Annotated in this window: 16 protein-coding genes; 8 read left to right on the top strand and 8 right to left on the bottom strand. The window is 63.3% G+C overall.

The genetic code is table 11. The annotated features are described in order from the left end of the window. Positions 1–58: 58 nt before the first annotated feature. Complete coding sequence (locus LOY53_RS11580) at positions 59–817, bottom strand: 5-oxoprolinase subunit PxpA (RefSeq protein ID WP_099454349.1); 759 nt, start codon at positions 815–817, stop codon at positions 59–61. A 120-nt stretch (positions 818–937) separates the two neighbouring features. Here LOY53_RS11580 and LOY53_RS11575 point away from each other — a divergent pair, with 120 nt between their 5' ends. From LOY53_RS11575 to LOY53_RS11560, 4 genes are all read left to right on the top strand, one after another. Further along, positions 938–1,855, top strand: coding sequence for a LysR family transcriptional regulator (locus LOY53_RS11575; protein ID WP_027593499.1), 918 nt, complete (start codon positions 938–940; stop codon positions 1,853–1,855). 250 nt (positions 1,856–2,105) lie between these two features. Next, complete coding sequence (gene treS, locus LOY53_RS11570) at positions 2,106–4,172, top strand: maltose alpha-D-glucosyltransferase (protein ID WP_258704035.1); 2,067 nt, start codon at positions 2,106–2,108, stop codon at positions 4,170–4,172. A gap of 83 nt (positions 4,173–4,255) precedes the next feature. After that, positions 4,256–4,885, top strand: coding sequence for a riboflavin synthase subunit alpha (locus LOY53_RS11565; RefSeq protein ID WP_252823851.1), 630 nt, complete (start codon positions 4,256–4,258; stop codon positions 4,883–4,885). A 2-nt stretch (positions 4,886–4,887) separates the two neighbouring features. After that, a complete protein-coding gene (locus tag LOY53_RS11560; RefSeq protein WP_252823850.1) occupies positions 4,888–5,589 on the top strand; it encodes a YoaK family protein in 702 nt (233 codons plus the stop codon). A 42-nt stretch (positions 5,590–5,631) separates the two neighbouring features. Here LOY53_RS11560 and proP read toward each other — a convergent pair whose 3' ends face one another. The 6 genes from proP to glaH all read right to left on the bottom strand — a co-directional run bounded on the left by proP (position 5,632) and on the right by glaH (position 13,230). Further along, positions 5,632–7,134: a glycine betaine/L-proline transporter ProP gene (proP, locus tag LOY53_RS11555; RefSeq protein ID WP_027593503.1), complete on the bottom strand. Its 1,503-nt coding sequence runs from the start codon at positions 7,132–7,134 to the stop codon at positions 5,632–5,634. A gap of 142 nt (positions 7,135–7,276) precedes the next feature. Next, positions 7,277–8,251, bottom strand: a complete 975-nt coding sequence (gene hemB / locus LOY53_RS11550) for a porphobilinogen synthase (RefSeq protein WP_027593504.1) — start codon at positions 8,249–8,251, stop codon at positions 7,277–7,279. 165 nt (positions 8,252–8,416) lie between these two features. Continuing rightward, complete coding sequence (locus tag LOY53_RS11545; protein ID WP_027593505.1) at positions 8,417–9,310, bottom strand: PA4780 family RIO1-like protein kinase; 894 nt, start codon at positions 9,308–9,310, stop codon at positions 8,417–8,419. A gap of 119 nt (positions 9,311–9,429) precedes the next feature. Beyond that, entirely contained in the window at positions 9,430–10,821 is a 1,392-nt protein-coding gene (gene gabP, locus LOY53_RS11540; RefSeq protein WP_027593506.1) for a GABA permease, read from the bottom strand. A gap of 158 nt (positions 10,822–10,979) precedes the next feature. After that, positions 10,980–12,230: an L-2-hydroxyglutarate oxidase gene (lhgO, locus tag LOY53_RS11535; protein WP_252823849.1), complete on the bottom strand. Its 1,251-nt coding sequence runs from the start codon at positions 12,228–12,230 to the stop codon at positions 10,980–10,982. Between the two features lie 22 nt (positions 12,231–12,252). Further along, complete coding sequence (gene glaH, locus LOY53_RS11530; RefSeq protein ID WP_085272973.1) at positions 12,253–13,230, bottom strand: glutarate dioxygenase GlaH; 978 nt, start codon at positions 13,228–13,230, stop codon at positions 12,253–12,255. A 196-nt stretch (positions 13,231–13,426) separates the two neighbouring features. Here glaH and csiR point away from each other — a divergent pair, with 196 nt between their 5' ends. Next, positions 13,427–14,125, top strand: a complete 699-nt coding sequence (csiR, locus tag LOY53_RS11525; protein ID WP_027593509.1) for a DNA-binding transcriptional regulator CsiR — start codon at positions 13,427–13,429, stop codon at positions 14,123–14,125. Positions 14,126–14,129: 4 nt separating this feature from the next. On the opposite strand, the gene LOY53_RS11520 is transcribed toward csiR, so the two are convergent. Continuing rightward, entirely contained in the window at positions 14,130–14,561 is a 432-nt protein-coding gene (locus tag LOY53_RS11520) for a multidrug/biocide efflux PACE transporter (protein ID WP_252823847.1), read from the bottom strand. Between the two features lie 93 nt (positions 14,562–14,654). Here LOY53_RS11520 and LOY53_RS11515 point away from each other — a divergent pair, with 93 nt between their 5' ends. The 3 genes from LOY53_RS11515 (at position 14,655) to LOY53_RS11505 (ending at position 19,508) form a co-directional block, all read left to right on the top strand. Then, a complete protein-coding gene (locus tag LOY53_RS11515; RefSeq protein ID WP_252823845.1) occupies positions 14,655–15,509 on the top strand; it encodes a LysR family transcriptional regulator in 855 nt (284 codons plus the stop codon). Between the two features lie 155 nt (positions 15,510–15,664). Beyond that, on the top strand, positions 15,665–17,410 hold the full coding sequence (locus LOY53_RS11510; RefSeq protein ID WP_258704034.1) for a hydantoinase B/oxoprolinase family protein: 1,746 nt from the start codon (positions 15,665–15,667) through the stop codon (positions 17,408–17,410). 13 nt (positions 17,411–17,423) lie between these two features. After that, positions 17,424–19,508, top strand: coding sequence for a hydantoinase/oxoprolinase family protein (locus tag LOY53_RS11505; protein ID WP_258704033.1), 2,085 nt, complete (start codon positions 17,424–17,426; stop codon positions 19,506–19,508). The last annotated feature ends 49 nt before the right edge of the window (positions 19,509–19,557 follow it).

The following is a 19,557-nucleotide window of genomic DNA, read 5'->3' as shown; positions in this document are numbered from 1 at the left end:
AGGCGAAATCAAATCGATACAGCGGCCCCGGCTTAGGTGCGCCGGGTGCCGGTAAAACTCAGCGCGGCGCACGCACCTCGATACCGGCCTGATCGAGCGCCTTGCGCGTTGTCTCGACCAGGTCGAGTGCGCCGGGGGTATCGCTGTGCAGGCAAATGGAATCGAACGTGATGGCCAGGTCCTGCCCCTCGACCGTGCGCACCAGGCCTTGCTGGCAAGCGCGCAGCACGCGCTCGGCAACGGCCTCGGGTTGGTAGCCGCGTACGTTGCGGGTGAACACGATGGAGCCGCTCATATCGTACTCGCGGTCGGCATAGAACTCGCGCACCACCGGCTGGCCAAGTTCTTCGGCAATACGGCAGATCACCGAGCCTGGCATGCAGTACAACAGCAATTGAGGCTCAATCACGCGCAGGTTCTGCACCAGCAGCCGGGCCGCCACCTCATCGCGCGCCAGGTGCATGTACAACGCGCCGTGGGGCTTGATGTGCTGCAAGGTCACACCTTGCGCACGGGCGATTTCACGCAGCGCACCCAACTGGTACAGGATGTCGTCGACCAGCTCCTGGGCGGTGGCATTGATGTGCCGGCGGCCGAAACCGACCAGGTCACGAAAGCCTGGGTGTGCACCGACGCCGACGCCCAGCGCCTTGGCCCGCTCGACGGTGCGGCGCATGGTGCCGGGGTCGCCGGCATGGAAGCCGGTGGCGATGTTGGCCGAGCTGATAAAAGCCATCAGCTCGTTGTCGACGCCATCACCGATGGTCCACGGGCCGAAGCCCTCCCCCATGTCCGAATTGAAATCCACCACCTGCATGAACGTATCTCCTGGCACTTGTGACTGCATGCAAGCCACGTTAGATTTTCCACACCCCCTTGGGAAGATCTATAAACAGATAGGGTGCCTTCTGAAAATCAGATACACCGGGAGCCAACCGTGTCATTGACCCTGCGCCAGGTCCGCTACTTCGTCGCCACTGCCGAGATCGGCCAGATTTCACAGGCGGCGATCCACCTGAACATTTCCCAATCGGCGGTGACCACCGCAATCAAGGAACTCGAGGCGATGCTCGGCGTGCTGCTGTTCCAGCGCTCGGCCCAAGGCATGAGCCTGACCGAGGCGGGCCGGCACTTTCTGAACCGCGCCTACGTGATTTTGCGCAGCGTCGACGATGCGCTGAACAGCCCGCTGCCAGACGTGCGCGCCAGCGGCCTGCTGCGCCTGGCGGCGAGCTATACGGTGATTGGTTACTTCTTGCCACACCACCTGCAACGCCTCGAACACTGGCACCCGGACGTGACCCTGGAAGTGCACGAGCAGGAGCGCAGCGCGATCGAGCAAGGGCTGCTGGAGGGGCGCTTCGATATGGCCGTGGTGCTCACCGCCAACCTCACCCACCCGGATATCGTCTCGGAAACCCTGTTCAACTCCGAGCGCCGGCTGTGGCTGCCAGGCCACCACCCGCTGTGCGAGCGCTCGGCGGTGAGCCTGGCCGATGTGGCCAGCGAACCGTTCATTCTGCTGACCGTGGACGAAGCCGAACAAAGCGCCATGCGTTACTGGGAGCAGGCCGGGCAGCGGCCCAGCGTGCGCGTGCGGACCAGCTCGGTGGAGGCCGTGCGCAGCATGGTTGCCAATGGCAGCGGCGTGGCGATCCTCTCTGATTTGGTGCACAGGCCCTGGTCGCTGGAAGGCAAACGGATCGAAACGGTGACCATCAGCGACCCGGTCACGCCGATGAGCGTGGGCCTGGCCTGGCATCGCGAGCGGGCGTTCAGCCCGGCGATGCAGGCGTTGCGCAACTACTTTCATGGTGCATTTCTGGCACCGCAGCAGTTGTCGGCGCGGCGTTGAACCGGGGGGCTGCTTTGCAGCCCAATCGCCGGCAAGCCGGCTCCCACCCGAACTGTGTAGCCTCCAAGTCTAGCGCCGCACCTGTGGGAGCTGGCTTGCCGGCGATGACGCCAAACAAGCACCACAAGACAGTTGCTCCCACTGGGGCGAAGCAAGCTTGAAGATTGCAGCCACCGCGTTTCACGCCGAACGTTCCGCCTGCAACGCCGTCATAACTGTGGCCGGTGCCGACACGCAGAGAGGACGCGAGATGACCCAACCCGACCCGTCATACATCAAGTGGCTCGAAGACCGTTCCATGCTCAAGGCCTCCCAGGAACGGGCCCGCCTGTATTCGGGGCAATCGCGCCTGTGGCAGAACCCCTACGCCGAAGCCCAGCCCCGCCGCGCCACTGAAATCGCCTCGGTGTGGCTGACGGTCTACCCCGACGCCATCATTGCCCCGGAGGGCGGCTCGGTGCTGGCGGCCTTGGCCCACGAGGCGCTGTGGAAGCGCTTGTCGGAGATTGGCATACAAGGCGTGCACACTGGCCCGATCAAACAGTCCGGCGGCGTGCGTGGCCGCGAATTCACCCCCAGCGTGGACGGTAACTTCGACCGCATCAGCTTTGACATCGACCCGCTCTACGGCAGCGAGCAGGACTTGATCCAGATGAGCCGCATGGCCGCTGCGCACAACGCTGTGACCATCGATGACCTGATCCCCTCGCACACCGGCAAAGGTGCCGACTTCCGCCTGGCTGAGCTGGCCCACGGGGCCTACCCTGGGCTCTACCACATGGTCGAAGTGCGCGAGGAAGACTGGTCGCTGCTGCCCGAGGTGCCGCCAGGCCGTGATGCGGTCAACCTGTTGCCGGCCGTGTGCGACGAGCTCAAGGCCCGCCACTACATCGTCGGCCAGTTGCAGCGGGTGATCTTCTTCGAGCCTGGGGTCAAGGAGACCGACTGGAGCGTCACCCCGCCCATCACCGGCGTCGATGGCAAGACCCGGCGCTGGGTGTACCTGCACTACTTCAAGGAAGGGCAGCCCTCGCTCAACTGGCTCGACCCAACCTTCGCCGCCCAGCAGATGATCATCGGGGATGCCCTGCATGCGCTGGACTGCCTGGGCGCGCGTGGCCTGCGCCTGGATGCCAATGGTTTTCTCGGGGTGGAAACTCGGCCCCAGGGCACCGCCTGGTCCGAAAGCCACCCGCTGTCGATCGTCGGCAACCAGTTGATTGGCGGCATGATTCGCAAGGCGGGCGGGTTCAGCTTTCAGGAGCTTAACCTGACAATCGACGACATTGCCCAGATGTCCACAGGCGGCGCCGATCTGTCCTATGACTTCATCACCCGCCCCGCCTACCAGCATGCACTGCTGACCGGCGACACCGAGTTCCTGCGCCTGATGCTCAAGGAGATGCACGCGTTTGGTATCGACCCGGCTTCCTTGATCCACGCCCTGCAAAACCATGACGAGCTGACCGTCGAACTGGTGCACTTCTGGACCCTGCATGCCCACGACATGTACCTGTTCAAGGGCCAAACCCTGCCTGGCAGTATCTTGCGTGAGCACATTCGCGAAGAAATCTATGAGCGCCTGTCTGGCGAACATGCCCCCTACAACTTGCGCTTCGTCACCAATGGCATCAGTTGCACCACCGCCAGCCTGATCACCGCCGCGCTGGGTATCCGCGACCTTGAGCAGATCGACGCAGCGGATATCGAGCGCATTCAGAAAATCCACTTGCTGCTGGTGATGTACAACGCCATGCAGCCCGGCGTTGTCGCACTGTCCGGCTGGGACCTGGTCGGCGCCCTGCCCTTGCCTGCCGAGGTGGTGGCCGAACGGATGCTCGATGGCGACACCCGCTGGATCCACCGTGGCGGCTACGACCTGGCCGGGCTCGCCCCCGACGCCGAGGCGTCGGTGCGCGGCATGCCCCGGGCGCGGGCGCTCTACGGCAGCCTCGACAGCCAGCTCGAGAACAGCGACTCGTTCGCCAGCAAGGTGAAAAAACTGCTGGCCGTGCGCCAGGCCTATGGCATCGCCACCAGCCGCCAAGTGCTAGTGCCCGAGGTCAGCAGCCCTGGGTTGCTGGTGATGGTGCACGAGCTACCAGCGGGGCGCGGCATCCAGATCAGCGCACTGAACTTTGGCCAGATGGTCATTGCCGAGGAGCTGCTCTTGACCGGCTTCACACCGGGAACGGTGGTGGACATGATCAACGAGACGGTCGAGGGGGACTTGACCGAAGATGGGCGCTTGATGGTCAACCTGGAGCCGTACGAGGCGCTGTGCCTGCGCATCGTGAACAGCAGCGGGCATGTTTGAGGGGCAGCGTCCGCCTTGCTTTTACCGCTTCAGAGGCATAGTTTCCGGGGGACTTCATTTTCCCGTGCCCAGGAGCAATTTCCATGTACACCGGCATCGTCCAGGCCGTTCGCCCGCTGCTTGCTGTGACCCCTTACCCAGGCCACCGGCAGTTCACCGTCGACCTCACCCCTGAACTGCTCGACGACCTCAAGATCGGCGCCAGCGTCAGTGTCGAGGGCACGTGCCTGTCAGTCACCGAGATCGACGGCACCCAGGTGAAGTTCGACGCCATGAATGCCACCCTCGAACGCACCAACCTGCGCTGCCTGACGGCCGGCCAAGGCGTGAACATCGAGCGCTCGGCGAAGATGAACGCCGAGGTTGGCGGCCACCTGATGGCCGGGCACATCGCCACCACCGCCGAGATCGTCGAACAGGTGATCGAAGAGACCGGTGCGTTCATCCGTTTCCGCATGCCAGCGCAATGGGCCAAGTACGTATTCCCCCGCGGCTTCCTGGGGGTCAACGGTTGCAGCCTGACCGTCGCCGATGTCGATGACAATGTCATCACCATCAACCTGATCCCCGAGACCTTGCGCCAGACCACCTTCGCCCACTACAAGGCTGGCGAGCTGCTCAACATCGAAGTGGACCACCAGACCATGGTACTGGTCGATGTGGTCGAGCGAACGCTCAAGGGCACGCTGGCCCGCGAAACACTGCTGCGCTGAGCATGCTGCCCAACGCACTGCCCGCCCGCAACGCACGACGGCTGAAGCTGCAGGCCCTGCGCGGTCGCGTGGGCCTGGGGCTGGTCGCCGCGCTGTCGGTACTGGCCGGCATGACCGATGCTATCGGCCTGCTGGCGCTGGGTGATTTCGTGTCGTTCATGAGTGGCAACACTACCCGTCTGGCAGTGGCCATCAGCGAGGCGGACCTGGCCATGGTGCTGCGCCTGAGTGGCGCGGTGCTCGGCTTTGTCGCAGGCAACGCGCTGGGGGTGATACTGGCCCGGGCCTGCCGACGCCGCGCCTGGCCGGTGCTGCTGATGGTCGCCGTACTGCTTGGCATGGCGGCAGCCTGGCCGCTGCCCATGACCTTTCCGGCGCTGCTGGCAGCGACGCTGGCGATGGGCATGATCAATGCTGTGGTCGAACAAGTGAATGGCCTGCCGATCGGCCTGACCTACGTCACCGGCGCCCTGTCCCGCTTCGGCCGCGGCTTGGGGCGCTGGTTGCTGGGCGAACGGCGCAATGGCTGGCGGGTACAGCTGGTGCCTTGGGCTGGCATGCTGCTGGGCGCCGCACTGGGCGCCTGGCTTGAGCACCAACTGGGCCTGCAGGCGCTGGCAGGCAGTTGCGCGCTGGCGTGCCTGCTGGCCCTGGTGACACGGTTCATTCCGCGCTCATGGCAACGCGGCTACATGCCGCGTTAATCAAACGCTGCGGCTAGCGCCGAAAAACCTTCGGCCCGTCCCTTAATCGATGCGCGGATGTTGCTGCACCAGCAATTTGCGTTTGGCCTCAAGCTCGGCGATCTGCGTGTCGATGTCCTCGATCTTCTGCTCGATGTTGTCGTGGTGCTCCTGCAGCAGCTCGCGCGCTTCATCGATGTCCGACGCGGCAGGCGCTGCGCCGCGCAGCGGCTTGTTGGCGGTCTCTTTCATGGTCAGGCCCGTGATCAGGCCGATGGCCGCGATCACCATCAGGTAGTACGCCGGCATGTACAGGTTGCCCGTGCTTTCCACCAACCAGGCCGCCAAGGTCGGGGTAAGCCCGGCGATCAGCACCGAGATATTGAAGGCACTGGCCAACGCGCTGTAGCGGATATGCGTGGGGAACATCGCCGGCAACGTCGACGCCATCACGCCGATGAAGAAGTTCAGCAGCACGGCAATGATCAACAGCCCGGCAAAGATCAGCCCGAGCGCGCCGCTGTTGATCAGCATGAAGGCTGGGATGGCCAGCGCGAACAGGCCGACACTGCCGACCATGATGAAAGGCCGGCGGCCGAACTTGTCGCTGAGCAGGCCGATGATCGGTTGCACGAACAGCATGCCGACCATGATCGCGATGATGATCAGCACCCCGTGGTCTTCGCTGTAATGCAGGTTGTGCGACAGGTAGCTGGGCATGTAGGTGAGCAGCATGTAGTAGGTGACGTTGGTGGCGATCACCACGCCAATGCAGGTCACCAGGCTGCGCCAGTGTTGGGTGGCGACTTCCTTGAACGACACCTTGGGGCCGGAGGCCAGGCCTTCGCGGTCGCCCTGTTCGAGCTTCTCGACGTGTTGCTGGAACGCCGGTGTTTCTTCCAGTGCGTGGCGCAGGTAGAGACCAATGATGCCCAGCGGCAGGGCCAGGAAGAACGGCAGACGCCAGCCCCACTCAAGGAACTTCTCCTCGCCCAGCACGGTGGAAATCAACACCACCACACCTGCGCCGAGCACAAAGCCTGCGATCGAGCCGAAATCCAGCCAGCTGCCGAGGAAGCCGCGTTTGCGGTCGGGTGCGTACTCGGCAACGAAAATCGACGCCCCGGTGTATTCACCGCCCACCGAAAAGCCCTGGGCCATCTTGGCCAGCAACAGCAGGATGGGCGCCCAGATGCCGATGGTGGCATAGGACGGTATCAAGCCGATGGCAAAGGTGCTCAACGACATGATCACGATGGTCGCGGCGAGAATTTTCTGCCGGCCGAACTTGTCGCCCAGGGCGCCGAAGAACAACCCACCCAGCGGGCGAATCAGGAACGGCACCGAGAACGTCGCCAGGGCGGCGATCATTTGCACACTGGGGTCGGCGTTGGGGAAGAACACCTTGCCGAGCGCGTAGGCGACGAAGCCATAAACGCCGAAGTCGAACCACTCCATGGCGTTGCCCAGCGCGGCAGCGGTGATCGCTTTGCGCATCTTGGCGTCGTCGACGATGGTGATATCTTTCAAGCCAATTGGCTTGACGCTTTTCTTGCGAGATTTCATGCCCATTTCCTTGTCACTGAATGCTCTATGGCATCAGAGACAAAGGGACACAAAATAATTCAGCGCTTAGTAAATTTTTTGTGGCTAGAGGCCATCTGTGGGTATTCGCGGCCCTCGGAGGGCCGCGAACACCTTCTACTGATCAGATGCCTTCGCGGGCCAGGTCCATGGCGAAGTAGGTCAGGATCAGGTCGGCACCGGCGCGCTTGATGGCACCGATACTCTCACGCACCACACGCCCTTCGTCGATGGCACCGGCCAGGCCGCCGAACTTGATCATCGCGTACTCGCCACTGACCTGATACGCCGCCAGCGGCAGGCGCGAGGCCGCGCGGATGTCGGCAATCACGTCCAGGTAGGCGCCGGCCGGCTTGACCATCAGCACATCGGCCCCTTCCTGCTCGTCGAGCAACGATTCGCGCACCGCTTCGCGGCGGTTCATCGGGTTCATCTGGTAGCTCTTGCGGTCGCCTTTGAGCGCTGTGCCGCCCGCTTCGCGGAAGGGGCCATAGAGCGACGAGGCAAACTTGGTCGAGTAGGCCATGATGGCGGTGTCATGGAAGCCTGCGGCATCCAGGGCGCCGCGAATCGCCTGGACTTGGCCGTCCATCGCCGCCGATGGCGCGATGAAGTCGGCACCGGCTGCGGCTGCGACCACAGCCTGCTTGCCCAGGTTGGCCAGGGTGGCGTCGTTGTCCACGCCATGGTCGTGCACCACGCCGCAATGGCCGTGGCTGGTGTATTCGCAGAAACAGGTGTCGGACATCACGATCATTTCCGGCACGGTGTCCTTGCAGATCCGCGCCATGCGCGCCACCAGGCCGTTCTCGTTCCAGGTGTCACTGCCAACCTCGTCCAGATGGTGCGAGACACCAAAGGTCATCACCGACTTGATGCCGGCGCGGGCGTAGCGCTCGATTTCCTGCGCCAGCAGCTTTTCAGGGATGCGGTTGACGCCAGGCATGCTGGTGATCGGCACGAAATCGTCAATGCCTTCTTCGACGAAAATCGGCAGGATCAGGTCTTCAAGGCGAAACTCGGTTTCCTGGAAGATCGAGCGCAGGGATTCGTTCTGGCGCAGACGGCGGGGACGAACGGAGGGAAAACGGTTGGACATGACAGCTCCAGGGAATATGGACGGCGTACACCATATGCCTGTTGAGCTTCAGTGAAAAGGCTGAATGACGAGATTGTGTCTTGCGGTGGGGGTAATAGCGGGAGTTTGGCGCCCATCAGGCACAGCGCTTTGGGTAAAAGCGGCGCTGTACCTGTGGGTGACTGTTTACTGCAACCAGGGCGGTGGCGGTTCTTCGCCCTTGACCGGGCCGCGCTCGGCATCGGCCAGCGCCGCTCGGCGGCGGGCGTCGTCGAGCCGTGCGGCGTCGATTTCGCGCAACACGCCATCCACATCGGCTGCCTCGTCATCCTCCTCGTACTCGCCAGTCAGCGGGCTGTCCGGTTTCAGCTCGCCGGCCTCGTACAACGCCCACATTTCCTGCGCGTAACGGGTGCTTTTGAGCTCGGGGGCGAAGCGGCCGAAGTACAGCGCCATGTTGCCCACGTCACGTTGCAACATGCTGAACGCATGGTTGTTACCGGCCGCATCCACCGCCTGCGGCAAGTCGATGATCACCGGGCCTTCCGGGCCAAGCAGCACGTTGAACTCAGACAAGTCACCATGCACCAGCCCCGCGCACAGCATCAACACGATCTGGCGGACGACGAATGCATGGAACTCGCGGGCCTCGTCGGCTTCCAGGTGCACGTCGTTCAGGCGTGGCGCGGCATCGCCATCGGCGTCCGTCACCAGCTCCATCAACAGTACGCCATCCTGGAAATCATAAGGCTTTGGCACCCGAACACCGGCACTGGCCAGGCGGAACAGGGCCGCCACTTCGGCGTTCTGCCAGGCATCCTCGGCCTCTTTACGGCCGTACTTGGAGCCTTTGGCCATGGCCCGGGCCTGGCGGCTGTTGCGGACCTTACGGCCTTCCTGGTACTCGGCGGCCTGGCGGAAGCTACGTTTGTTGGCTTCTTTGTAGACCTTGGCGCAGCGCACCTGGGTACCGCAACGCACTACGTAGACGGCTGCTTCCTTGCCGCTCATCAAAGGTCGCAGTACTTCGTCGACCAGGCCGTCTTCGATCAGGGGTTCGATTCTTTTTGGAGTCTTCATCAGGCTTGAGTTCTGGGGTCCTGTGGCCGAGCCGTGGAGGTGGCGGTCATCCTCTCACAGCCTGATGGATCTTGCTCGTCTGTGATGCAACGTTCGTCTGTTCGGGGTGTTTCGGGCGCCTAGGCGCCCTGCCCCACAGCACTGCCTTGCGCCACCCGCGCCCGTCGGCGCGTGATCAACAACCCCGAGCACACCACGAACACCGCCAGCACCATTGTCGAAACCACCTCGAGGCGATGATCCGGGCGGAACAGCATCAGCACCAGCACGCTGCTGATGAACAGGATCACGCCCCAGGTCAGCCACGGGAACAGCCACATGCGGTAGCTCAGCGTCTTGCCCTGGGCGGTCAGGCGCTTGCGCAGGCGCAGCTGGGAAATAGCGATAACCAGATAAACCAGCAAGGCAATGGCGCCGGAGCTGGCCATCAGGAAACCGAACACCTTGGCCGGCACCAGATAATTGGCGATCACCGCCAAGAACGCCGCCCCGGTGGACAACAGCACCGCGACAATCGGCGTACCGCTGCGGCTGGTCACCTGGGCACAGGCCGGCGCGTCACCCCGGCGGCTCAACGAATAGACCATGCGTGAGGCGGTGTACAACGACGAGTTGAGGCAGCTGGTCACCGAGGTCAGCACGACGAAGTCGATGATGGCCTTGGCATGCGGCACGCCGAGCGTATCCAGCACCGTGACATACGAGCCTTCAGTGGCCAGCCGTGGGTCGGTCCAGGGCACCAGCGCGATGACGATGAAGATCGAAAGGATGTAGAACAGCGTGATTCGCCAGATCACCGAGTTGGTGGCCTTGGAGATGTGCTTGCCTGCCTCGTCGGACTCTGCAGCGGCAATGGTCACTACCTCGGCCCCAAGGAACGAGAACATGGTGATCAGCATGGCGCTGAGGACCGCGCCAAAGCCGTTGGGCATGAACCCACCGGTGTCCCACAGGCGCGAAACACCGCTGACACCGGAGCTGGGCAGCAGGCCGAAAATGGCACAGGCACCCAGAATGATGAAGGCGACGATGGCAATGACCTTCACCAGCGCCAGCCAAAACTCGAACTCACCGTAGTTTTTCACGCTGAACAGGTTGGTGGCGGTCAACAGCAGCGTGATCACCAACGACAATACCCAGATCTCCATCTGCGGCACGTAAGTGTTGATGATGGTGGCGGCAATGTTGGCTTCGATGGGGATGATCAGCACCCAGAACCACCAGTACAGCCAACCGATGGTGTAGCCGGCCCACTTGCCGATGGCAAGGTCGGCATAGGTGGAGAACGAGCCGGTGTCCGGCGAAGCGACTGCCATTTCCGCCAGCATGCGCATCACCAGCACCACCAGCCCGCCGGCCAGGATATAGGCCAGGATAGTGGCAGGCCCGGCCTCGGCGATGGCACGCCCGGAACCAACGAACAGGCCGGCGCCGATCACCCCGGCAATGGACAGCATGGTGACATGCCGCGATTTCAATCCATGACTCAAATTGTTCTTGTCTGTTTGCATGGTCTTACCTTCTTATTCTTGTCATGCCCGCGCTAGGCCGTCAGCACGCATGGCTAGCGAACGCGGGCGCGAAAAAGCCCGCCCTGCCCTAAATGGTGAGTAGGGCAAGGACGGGTTGAGTAAAACGAAACGCAGATCCGCCGGGGTTAGCTGCCGCCTCAGCCGGCAGCGCGCTGCTTGCCCGCCAGGTCAGGCTTGAGCGAGCCGCCCCCTTGGCAACTGACTTGTTCGCAGACCTTCTCGACGATGTAGGCGCCGATCGGAATGGCAGAGGTGGCGGCAGGCGACGGCGCATTGCACACGTTCACGCTGCGCGCGGAGTTGACGAAGAGGAAGTCGTCGATGAGCTTGCCATCGCGTGACACCGCCTGTGCCCGCACACCCGCCGGGTATGGCGTGAGGTCGTCCTTGGTGATGCTCGGGCAGTACTTCTGCACCTGCTTGAGGTACCCGCCCTTGAACAGCGAGTTCTTCATCTCGATCAGGCCCGGCCGCAGGTTCTTGGCCAGCACCTTGAGGATGCCGGGTGTGGTCAGGGTCTGGAACATGTCGCCAAGGCTGACGTCGGACTTGCGATAACCTTCGCGCTTCATCGCCAGCACCGCGTTTGGCCCGACGGTCACGGTGCCGTCGATCATCCGCGTCAGGTGCACGCCTAGAAACGGCATGGACGGGTCCGGAATCGGGTAGATCAGGTGGTTGACGATCTGGTTGTGCTGCTTGGGCAGCAAGTAGTACTCACCGCGGAACGGGCAAATCACGAAATTGGTCTGGATGCCCAGCATGCTCACCACGCGGTCGGCCATCAGCCCCGAGCAGGTGACCAGGAAGCGGCTGTGGAACTCATCGCTGCGGGTACGCACGATCACTTCGTTGGTACGTTCTTCCAGGCCGATCACCTCGGCGCTGTAGCGGATCTCGCCACCGGCACGCTGGAACTGACGGCCCATGGCCGCCGTGACCTCGGCGTAATTGACGATGCCGCTGGAGGGGACAAAGATCCCGCCCAGGCCGACGATGTTGGGCTCGCGCTCATGCAGCTCGGCAGCAGACAGCCATTCACGCTCCAGGCCATTGGCCGCGGTGCGCTCCCACAACGCCTTCATGCGTTGCATTTCCAGGTCGTTGGTGGCCACCAGCAACTTGCCACACTCATCGAAGGCGATGCCGTGCTCGGTGCAAAAGGCCTTGGTCGCCTTGTTGCCTTCCAGGCAGAAGCGCGCCTTGAGGCTGCCAGGGGTGTAGTACACCCCGGCATGGATTACGCCGCTGTTGTGCCCTGTTTGGTGGCGGGCCGGGCCGGACTCTTTCTCCAACAGGAGAATCTTGGCGTCCGGGTACACCTTGATCAGGTGCATGGCAGTGGACATGCCCACAATGCCACCGCCGATGATGATGAAGTCGTACACAGTGTTACCTCCCGCGCCGTGTTTACTGGCCGCGCTGGTACAGCGGCTTGGGGAAGGCGACATAGCCGCGTTGGCGCATCAGCTCGCGGCGCAAGCCGTCGTGCGGGGTGAAGCGGTCGCGGCCGTGGAGCCAGAACAGATTATTGATCAAGACGAAGCTGCCCACCGCCACCGGAACGGAAAGTTTCTTGTCGCTGCCCTCCAGCGACTCGGACAAGGCGTTCAGCCAGATACCTTCCTCGAAGTTTTCCGGCTGCACGAACTGGTCGATGTAGCGCATGGTCGGTCGGCCTTCGGTATCGGTATCGAACACCGAATGGAACACATCCTCGGCTACTTTTTTGCTCGGTGGCGCGGTCCAGCGCATCTCGCGGCGCGCCATCGGGTGGCGGAAGAATGCGTCGCAGTCCTCCCAGTCGTCCAGGTGCAGCAGCAGCGAGTTACCACCTTCCATGTTCTTTTCGTCGATCTTCAGCATCAGCACGTAGTCGGTGATCTGGTTCACGAAGGTGCCGTCGTTGTGCAGCTCCATGACGCGGTGTGGCTGGCGCAGGTAGCTGTCGGAGTTGTCGCTGTTCACGACCACGAAGCGGGCGTAGTACTGGCCGCTCATGGCGTCGTAGTTGGAGCGACCGATCAGGTGGGCGCAGGCGGTGGTGAACTTGACCATGTCCTCGGCCTGGCTCACGTCATCCAGCCCGACCGGGGTGATCAGCATGCCGCCGCTGGCGCGGTCGAGGATGGTGTTCAGCAATACCGGGCGCAGCGTGCCTTCGCACAGCTCATCAAGGATTTCGCCCACCCGGAAACGCAGGAACGACTTGTACTCCAACGCCTGCACCGGCCACTCGGCCACGGCCTTGACGAACGCCTCCACGGTCTCGCGGGCAAAGGTCAGTTCAAGCAGACGCGGCGACTGCTTCGAAGGGGCGATGGTGTAACCCCGCGGTTCGAGTGGCAACGGCATGACAAGTTCGTCGATCTGCGTAAAAGCGTTCATGGCTAGGTCCTGGCAGAAAAAGTGAGTGGCGCTGCCCAGTACGTGATCTGGATCAGTGCAGGCGAAGCAAAAATATCGCTACTCAATAAAAATGTCTACATTTTTATAAAACGAAGACAAACATCGTATATGTCCATTGTTTTTCGTCCGCCAGTGGTTTCGGTATGATCGGCAAAACGTTTTGAGGAACAGGACCTTGGAAGCGCTCGCGCCCCGACAAAATTCAGCATTCAGCGGGTATGAGAGGCTCAAGAAGGACATCATCCGTGGTGTGTTCAAGCCGGGGGAAAAGCTCTTGATGAGCACCCTCAAAGACCGCTACGAACTGGGTGTAGGGCCCCTGCGCGAGGCGCTCTCGCAGTTGGTGGCCGAGCACCTGGTGAATGCCATCAGCCAGAAGGGCTACCGTGTCGCCCCCATGTCACTGGCGGAGATGAACGACATCTACGATGCCCGTGCCAACCTGGAAGCCATGATCATCAGCCTGGCCATCGAACGCGGCGACGACGCCTGGGAGGCCTCGGTGCTGGCCTGTTCGCATACCTTGGCCAAAGTGGTGGAAGTGAAAACCCGCGAGCAGCGCCTGGACGTCTGGGATGAGCGGCACAAGGCATTTCACACCGCCATCGCCTCCGGGTGCGGCTCCAAGCACTTGCTGCAGGCACGCACCTACCTGTTCGACCAGGCCGAGCGTTATCGGCATCTGTGGCTGACGCAAACGGTGTTTTCCGAGCAGGCCCTTGAACTCAAGCGCCAGGAGCACGCAGCGTTGGTGGAGGCGATTCTGGCCCGCGACGCCAAGCGCGCCAGCGCCATGATGCACTCGCACCTGATGACCCCCGTGCCGATCATCGCGCAGATCATGCATGCCGAGGGCATCGGGCGCGGGGAGTAGGCCGTTAGGCGGCGGCCTGGCGCTGGACCACATAGTGCCGGGCTTTGTCGAACGCCCAGTTGTACAGCACGGTGTAGGGCAGGATGATCACGAAGAAGCCCAGCTCGACCATGAACGCCTGAAGCAGCGAAATATCCAGCATCCAGGCCGCCACGGGCAGGCACCACACCACCAGGCCTGCCTCGAAGCCCAGGCCATGGGCGACACGCGTCCAAGGCTTCCAGGCAACCCGTTCGGTCTGCACGATGCGGTCGATCAGTGCGTTGTAGGCCACGTTCCAGGCCATGGCGATCACCGACAGGGTCACCGCCAGCCCCCCGGCCGTTGCCAACGACTTGCCCAGCACCCAGGACAACAGCGGTGCGCACAACAGTACAGCGAATACTTCATAACCTACGGCATGGACCATGCGTTCGGTGAACGAGACCTTTTTCATCTTGAATTCCATCATTTGATTGAGACGTGCTTCCTATTTTCTTTGATGGAACAGATACTCGCGACATAGCTCCTATCGGTTTTATCAATACCTATGCGCTACTCACCTGAAGCTTTGCTTGCCTTTGTCGAAGCCGCCTCGCTGGGCTCGTTCTCTGCGGCGGCCCGTAAACTGAAGAAAAGCCAGTCCACCGTCAGCATTGCGATAGCCAATTTCGAGGCGGATATCGGCTGCCCCCTGTTCGACCGCGGCGGGCGCCACCCTACGCTCAATGCTGCCGGGCGCCAGGTATTGCCCCATGTCGAAGCGATCCTCGACGCCAGTGCCGGGCTCGACGCCTTGTCACTGAGGCTGGCTGAGCACGTTGAAGCGTTGGTCTCGGTGGTGATGTCGGACAGCTACAGCGTCACCTTCCAAAGCGCGGTCATGACCGGCTTCGCACACAGCTACCCGCATACCGAGCTGCGCTGTGGGCCCTCGGAAGACGCTGACGTGATCGAGTTGGTGCAGCAGGACATGGCCCAGATCGGCATTCTTGCCGCGCAGCGCCAGTACCCCGCCGATGTCGCCGTAGCGCGCCTGCCTGAGCAGGCGGAGTTTTGTGTGTACGTGAGCGCCGAGCACCCGCTGGCGGCGCTGCGCACGGTGCAGCGCCAGCACCTGGAGACCGTACGCCAGCTGTACATCAAGACCTACGCCCCCAGCTTGCACCACGACCGCGGCCAGGCCTGGTCGGCGCCGGACTACCTGACCTTGCTGGAGTTCGCCGCCCGTGGCTTTGGCTGGGCAGAACTGCCCAAGGCCCTGGTCACACGCTTTGGCAGCGACTTGGTGGAATTGCAGGTGGCCGGTTATCCGCGCCGCGTCGACATGGACATCGCCTGGTCCCGCCGCCGCGCCCTCGGCCCAGCCGGGCAATGGCTGGTGCAGCGGTTGCTGGGCGTGTAGGAGCAGCCTTGCGCTGCGAAGAGGCCAGTGCACCCAAGCGCAACAAGCAGTACACCCACCGACAAGTCAGCCACCCCGCTCGCCCCGTAGCCTGTCACCACGCGCCGATCACTGCGGCACGCACCCAAAAGCACAAGAACAAACGTTGGTGACCTATGAAAACAGTAGATCCGATCACCCTTGCGGTGGTCCGGGGTGCGCTGGAAACAGCGCAGCGCGAAATGACCTTGACGTTGGAAAAGACCGGCCGCTCCAGTGTGTTCAACCTGGCCCATGATTACTCGAACTCGTTGTTCGACCACCTCCCCGAAATGATCCTGCAAGGCCAGGATATCCCCATCCACCTGGGTTCACTGATCCCCGCCATGAAGTGCGTGGCCGAGTTTTTCGGTGACGATATCGCCGAAGGTGACGTGATCTACCACAACGACCCGGCGTACAAGGGCAGCCACATCCTCGACTGCTGCATGTACAAGCCGGTGTACTACCAGGGCGAACTGGTGTTCTGGACCGTGTGCAAGGGCCACCTGACCGACATCGGCGGCCCGGTACCGGCCGGCTACAACCCAGACGCCAAGGAAATCTACGCCGAAGGCCTGCGCATCCCGCCCGTGAAGCTGTGGGAAAAGGGCAAACGCCGCGAAGACGTGATCAACTTCATGCTCACCAACATGCGCGCCCGCCCCTATCAAGAGGGCGACCTCAACGCCCAGTACGGCGCCTGCAAAGTCGGTGAGCGGCACCTGCTCGACTTGCTCGACAAGTACGGCGTGGAGCAAGTGCGTGCCTGCATCGCCGAGCTGAAGAACATGGCCGACCGCCACATGCGCGCCTTGCTGCGTGACGTGCCGGACGGCCACTACAGCGGCACCGCCGTGCTCGAAGACGCCGGCCACGGCCTGGGCGAACTGGCCATCACCGCGCATGTCGAGATACGCGGCGAGCAAGCTCATGTGCGTATCGAAAGCCCGCCGCAGGTGCCCTACTTCATCAACTCCTACGAGGGCAACTCGGTGTCGGGTGTGTACCTTGGCCTGATGATGTTCGCCCAGGTCGCACCGCCCTACAACGAAGGCCTGTATCGCTGCGTCACGGTCGATGTCGGCGCCAAGGGCACACTGTGCAACGCCCAGGAACCGGCGCCTCACGTCAACTGCACCACCACCCCAATGGAAACCTTGGCCGATGCCGTGCGCACGGCACTGGAGCAAGCCTCGCCGCAGCGGGTCACGGCCTCCTGGGGGCATACCAGCGGCATCAACATCGCCGGCCACGACCCACGCAACGGCAACAGCGAGTACGTGACCATGGTCCTGGCCTCGATCATTGCCGGCGCGGGGGCCAACAAAGTCATGGATGGCTGGCATGCCTGTGGGCCGCTGTGCTGCTTCGGCGCCTTGATGAGCGGTGACATCGAGCTGCTGGAGCACGCCTACCCGATACTCATCCACCGCTACAGCCTGATGGCCGACAGTGGCGGCGCCGGTGAATTTCGCGGCGGCTCCGGCACCCGCCTGGAGATCGAGCCCCTGCAACACGCGATGACCGTGGTCGGCTTCGGCGAGGGCCGCCAACTGCCCACCGCCGGCGCCGCCGGGGCCCGCAATGCCCTGCTGGAGCCCAAACTCGGCCGCCTGATCCACCGGCACGCCGATGGCTCGGAAGACCACTACACCCAGAACCCCATGCTCACCCTCCAGCCCGGCGAGCGGATCATCAACATCAACCCGGGGGGCGGCGGTTATGGCGACCCCCTGCGCCGCCCGGTAGCCGCCGTGCTGCAAGACCTGCGCAACGGCTTGGTCTCGCCCCAGGGCGCCGCCCTGGAATACGGCGTGGTCGTCGATGCTGACGGCCACCTCGACGAAACCGCCACCCGCCTTGCCCGCGACCTGCACTGACCGGAGACCCATCATGCGCAATCAATATCGCCTGGGCATCGACGCCGGCGGCACCTTCACCGATTTCATCCTGGCTGACCGCGATGGCGGCGTGCAGCTGTTCAAAGCCCCTTCCACGCCACAGGACGGCACCCTGGCCATCCGCGCGGGCCTGGCGCAAATCGCCGACGCCACCGGCCACACGCCGGCCGAGATCATCGCCAACTGCGACCTGTGCATCAACGGCACCACGGTCGCCCTCAACGCTCTGATCGAGCGCACCGGGGTCAAGGTCGGCTTGCTGTGCACCGAGGGCCACGAAGACAGCCTGGAAATCCGCCTGGGCCACAAGGAAGAGGGCCATCGCTATGACGCCCACTACCCGCCGGCGCACATGCTCGCCCCGCGTCACCTGCGGCGCCCGATCGGTGGCCGGATCCTCGGCGATGGCCGCGAGCACAGCCCGCTGGACGAGCGCGCGGTGCATGAGGCTATCGACTACTTCCGTGCCGAAGGCGTGGAAGCGGTGGCCATTTCCTTCCTCTGGTCGGTGCGCAACCCCAGCCATGAGCAGCGTGCCGCCGAGCTGGTCAGGGCAGCGCTGCCCGGGGTGTTCGTTTGCACAGGCGTTGAAGTGTTCCCGCAAATCCGCGAATACACCCGCACCTCCACCACCGTGGTCAACGCCTACCTGAGCCCGGTGATGGCGCGCTACGTGGCGCGTATCGACAGCCTGTTCGAGGAGTTGGGCGCCCAGCAACCGGTGCGCTACTTCCAGTCCAACGGTGGCCTGGCGCCCGGCCACCTGATGCGTGAACGCGCGGTCAATGCCATCAACTCCGGCCCGGCTTCGGCGCCTCAGGCGGGGCTCTCGGTCGCCCGCCCGTTTGGCATCGACAACGTCATCACCGTGGACATGGGGGGCACCTCGTTCGACATCACCCTGACCAATGCCGGACGCACCAACTTCAGCAAGGATGTGGACTTCCTGCGCCAGCGCATCGGCGTGCCGATGATCCAGGTGGAGACACTGGGTGCCGGCGGTGGCTCCATCGCGCACCTCGACGAGTTCGGCATGCTGCAGGTCGGGCCCCGTAGTGCGGGCGCCAAGCCTGGCCCGGTGTGCTACGGCAAAGGCGGCAGTGAACCCACCGTGACCGACGCCAACCTGGCCCTGGGCTACCTGCCGGACCGTGCGTTGCTGGGCGGCAGTATCACGCTCAATCGCCAGGCTGCGCTGGAGGCCATCCGCAGCAAGATCGCCGAACCGCTGGGCATCAGTGTTGAGCGCGCCGCGTTTGGCATTACCACCCTGGTCAACCTGAACATGGTCAACGGCATCCGCCGTGTCTCCATCGAACGCGGCCACGACCCGCGCGACTTCGCCCTGATCGGCGCGGGTGGCGCAGCGGGTATGCACGTGGTGCGCCTGGCCGAAGAAATTGGCATGCACACCGTGTTGATCCCCAAGGTGGCCTCTGGTTTGTGCGCCTTCGGCCAGATCCTTTCGGATGTGCGCTACGACCAGCTCACCAGCCTGTCGATGCGCCTGGACGCCGAACACGCCGACCTCGCGCAGCTCAACCAGGCCCTGGCCGAACTGCGCCAGCAAGGCTTGGCGAACCTGCGTGAAGACGGCTTCGGCGACCAGGCCAGCAGCTGTCACTACACACTGGAAATGCGCTATAGCGGGCAGATCCATGAGTGCAGCGTGGAGCTGGAGCGCCACAGCCTGGACAGTGACGGGCTGGCAGCGTTGATCGAGTCCTTCCACGCTCGCCACCAGACGCTGTACTCGTACAGTGAGCCCGACAGCCCGGTAGAACTGGTCAACCTGGAGTGCTCGGTGATCGGTCACCTGCCGCGCCCACCGCAGCCAGAACTGCAGGGGCCGGCCCAGCCACCTGCTGCAATCCCGGCGGGCGAGCGCCCGATGCTGTTCAGTGCCGACGGCGAGTGGCAGCACACCCCGGTGTTCAACGGTAACCACCTGCTGCCCGGGCACACGGTGCAAGGCCCCTGTGTGATCGAGGAGGACACCACCAACATCGTCGTGCCGCCAGGCTGGCAGGCCTGCCTGGAACCTTCGGCCACGTACCGGGTGACACGCGGGGCTTGATCAAAGGGTCGGCACGCGCCGATCATGGGCGTGACACCCGCCCGGCAGC

The organism is Pseudomonas sp. B21-031 (genome assembly GCF_024748985.1).
Classification (GTDB): domain Bacteria; phylum Pseudomonadota; class Gammaproteobacteria; order Pseudomonadales; family Pseudomonadaceae; genus Aquipseudomonas; species Aquipseudomonas kermanshahensis.
The sequence above is the reverse complement of the archived record's forward strand: the minus strand, read 5'-3'. Positions and strand labels throughout refer to the sequence as shown.

Excerpts from the sequence above, each read along its gene's own strand:
- LOY53_RS11510 (WP_258704034.1), top strand. The coding sequence starts at position 15,665 with ATGAAAACAGTAGATCCGATCACCCTTGCGGTGGTCCGGGGTGCGCTG.
- gabP (WP_027593506.1), bottom strand. The coding sequence starts at position 10,821 with ATGCAAACAGACAAGAACAATTTGAGTCATGGATTGAAATCGCGGCAT.
- LOY53_RS11515 (WP_252823845.1), top strand. The coding sequence starts at position 14,655 with ATGCGCTACTCACCTGAAGCTTTGCTTGCCTTTGTCGAAGCCGCCTCG.
- hemB (WP_027593504.1), bottom strand. The coding sequence starts at position 8,251 with ATGTCCAACCGTTTTCCCTCCGTTCGTCCCCGCCGTCTGCGCCAGAAC.
- LOY53_RS11560 (WP_252823850.1), top strand. The coding sequence starts at position 4,888 with ATGCTGCCCAACGCACTGCCCGCCCGCAACGCACGACGGCTGAAGCTG.
- LOY53_RS11520 (WP_252823847.1), bottom strand. The coding sequence starts at position 14,561 with ATGAAAAAGGTCTCGTTCACCGAACGCATGGTCCATGCCGTAGGTTAT.
- LOY53_RS11580 (WP_099454349.1), bottom strand. The coding sequence starts at position 817 with ATGCAGGTGGTGGATTTCAATTCGGACATGGGGGAGGGCTTCGGCCCG.
- LOY53_RS11565 (WP_252823851.1), top strand. The coding sequence starts at position 4,256 with ATGTACACCGGCATCGTCCAGGCCGTTCGCCCGCTGCTTGCTGTGACC.
- LOY53_RS11545 (WP_027593505.1), bottom strand. The coding sequence starts at position 9,310 with ATGAAGACTCCAAAAAGAATCGAACCCCTGATCGAAGACGGCCTGGTC.
- glaH (WP_085272973.1), bottom strand. The coding sequence starts at position 13,230 with ATGAACGCTTTTACGCAGATCGACGAACTTGTCATGCCGTTGCCACTC.
- treS (WP_258704035.1), top strand. The coding sequence starts at position 2,106 with ATGACCCAACCCGACCCGTCATACATCAAGTGGCTCGAAGACCGTTCC.
- LOY53_RS11505 (WP_258704033.1), top strand. The coding sequence starts at position 17,424 with ATGCGCAATCAATATCGCCTGGGCATCGACGCCGGCGGCACCTTCACC.
- proP (WP_027593503.1), bottom strand. The coding sequence starts at position 7,134 with ATGAAATCTCGCAAGAAAAGCGTCAAGCCAATTGGCTTGAAAGATATC.